Source organism: Mesohalobacter halotolerans (assembly GCF_006120725.1).
Classification (GTDB): Bacteria; Bacteroidota; Bacteroidia; order Flavobacteriales; family Flavobacteriaceae; genus Psychroflexus; species Psychroflexus halotolerans.
The window spans coordinates 2380-5356 of record NZ_SWMU01000007.1 but is presented as its reverse complement, the minus strand read 5'-3'; the positions used below and the strand labels follow the sequence as shown (position 1 = coordinate 5356).

Below are 2977 nucleotides of genomic sequence, written 5' to 3'. Positions count from 1 at the left end.
AAAAAAAGTTAAACGGATGATTAGTACTACTCGGCTATGACATTACTGCCTTTACACCTGTAGCCTATCTACCCTATCGTCTTTAGGGATCCTTAAAAGAAATCTCATCTTGTGGTGGGTTTCGCGCTTATATGCTTTCAGCGCTTATCCACTCCAAACGTAGCTACTCTGCCATGCCACTGGCGTGACAACAGATACACTAGAGGTTTGTCCAACTCGGTCCTCTCGTACTAGAGTCAGATCCACTCAAATTTCTTGCGCCCACTGTAGATAGAGACCGAACTGTCTCACGACGTTCTGAACCCAGCTCGCGTGCCACTTTAATGGGCGAACAGCCCAACCCTTGGGACCTTCTCCAGCCCCAGGATGTGACGAGCCGACATCGAGGTGCCAAACCCCCCCGTCGATGTGAGCTCTTGGGGGAGATCAGCCTGTTATCCCCGGAGTACCTTTTATCCTTTGAGCGATGGCCCTTCCATACGGAAACCACCGGATCACTATGCTCTACTTTCGTACCTGATCGACTTGTAGGTCTCTCAGTCAAGCTCCCTTATGCCATTACACTCTACGCACGGTTACCAAGCGTGCTGAGGGAACCTTTAGAAGCCTCCGTTACTCTTTTGGAGGCGACCACCCCAGTCAAACTACCCATCAAGTAATGTCTTCCGTTTAACCGGAATTAGGCTTCAAACAAGTAAAGGGTGGTATTTCAACAATGACTCCACCACACCTGGCGATGTAGCTTCAATGTCTCCCACCTATCCTACACATCACTTATCCAAAGTCAATACTAAACTATAGTAAAGGTTCACGGGGTCTTTTCGTCCCACAGCGGGTAATCGGCATCTTCACCGATACTACAATTTCACCGAGCTCATGGCTGAGACAGTGTCCAGATCGTTGCACCATTCGTGCAGGTCGGAACTTACCCGACAAGGAATTTCGCTACCTTAGGACCGTTATAGTTACGGCCGCCGTTTACTGGGGCTTCAATTCAGCGCTTCTACCGCATGTGCGGTATAACGCCTCCTCTTAACCTTCCAGCACCGGGCAGGTGTCAGGCCCTATACTGCATCTCTCGATTTAGCAGAGCCCTGTGTTTTTGATAAACAGTCGCCTGGACCTCTTCACTGCGGCCACACCCGAAGGCGTGGCGACCCTTCTCCCGAAGTTACGGGTCTATTTTGCCTAGTTCCTTAGCCATGAATCTCTCGAGCACCTTAGAATTCTCATCCCAACTACCTGTGTCGGTTTACGGTACGGGTTGCTTTAATTGATTTTCTTGGATGTATATCCGCTAGATTATCAGCGCCACCGAAGCTTTGCTGTACTATCTCCCCCGCCTAGGGCGGGGAATTCAACCTCCTATTCCGTCAGGAGGCACTAACTTCTATACACCGTCTCGTTTAACTTAAAGCAAGTAGCAGAATATTAACTGCTTGTCCATCGACTTCCCCTTTCGGGTGCGCCTTAGGTCCCGACTAACCCTCAGCTGATTAGCATAGCTGAGGAATCCTTGGTCTTTCGGTGTGCGGGTTTCTCGCCCGCATTATCGTTACTTATGCCTACATTTTCTTTTGTAATTAGTCCAACAACCCTTACAGATTATCTTCTACCCAAATTACAATGCTCCCCTACCTATCACACTAAAAGCGTGATACCATAGCTTCGGTAATATACTTATGCCCGATTATTATCCATGCTCGACCGCTCGACTAGTGAGCTGTTACGCACTCTTTAAATGAATGGCTGCTTCCAAGCCAACATCCTAGCTGTCTAAGCAGTCAAACCGCGTTTGGTCAACTTAGTATATATTTAGGGACCTTAGCTGATGGTCTGGGTTCTTTCCCTCTCGGACATGGACCTTAGCACCCATGCCCTCACTGATTAAAAACATTTTATAGCATTCGGAGTTTGTCAGGAATTGGTAGGCGGTGAAGCCCCCGCATCCAATCAGTAGCTCTACCTCTATAAAACTATTTAATCGCTGCACCTAAATGCATTTCGGGGAGTACGAGCTATTTCCGTGTTTGATTGGCCTTTCACCCCTACCCTCAGGTCATCCCAAGACTTTTCAACGTCAACGGGTGCGGTCCTCCACTTTGGATTAGCAAAGCTTCAACCTGCCCAAGGGTAGATCACACGGTTTCGCGTCTATTATTAATGACTTAAGCGCCTTGTTAAAACTCGCTTTCGCTACGACTGCGTAACTGAATTACTTAGTCTAGCCATTAACAATAACTCGTAGGCTCATTATGCAAAAGGCACGCCGTCATACTGAAATAAATTCAGCACTCCGACCGCTTGTAAGCGTATGGTTTCAGGTTCTATTTCACTCCTTTATTCAAGGTTCTTTTCACCTTTCCCTCACGGTACTAGTCCACTATCGGTCTCTCAGGAGTATTTAGCCTTACCGGATGGTCCCGGCTGATTCACGCAAGATTTCTCGTGCCCCGCGCTACTCAGGATACTACTATCCTATACATTAATTACCTATAAGGGACTATCACCCGCTATGGCCAATCTTTCCAAATTGTTCTAGTTATAATGCACAGAAATATTGTAGTCCTACTACCCCAATATTGCCGAAACAATATTGGTTTGGGCTAATTCACGTTCGCTCGCCGCTACTAGCAAAATCACTGTTGTTTTCTCTTCCTCCAGTTACTTAGATGTTTCAGTTCACTGGGTTTGCCTCCTCGAAAGGATGACATATCTTCAATATGCCGGGTTGCCCCATTCGGAAATCTGCGGATCATCTCATATGTGCTGATCCCCGCAGCTTATCGCAGCTTATCACGTCCTTTATCGCCTCTGAGAGCCTAGGCATCCACCATACGCCCTTTACAAACTTTTTTATACCTTCTGTATGTCGCATCCTTATTTATATAAGAATGCCTACTCTTTATTATTACAATATGTCAAAGAACTTTGTGATCAATAAATTACGGTTGTAATTTATTGACAAATGTTATAA

General features: G+C 46.6%; 1 rRNA gene. It reads right to left on the bottom strand.

Annotated features, from left to right (window positions below):
- A 23S ribosomal RNA gene (locus FCN74_RS11960) occupies positions 1-2857 on the bottom strand.
- Positions 2858-2977 lie beyond the last annotated feature (120 nt).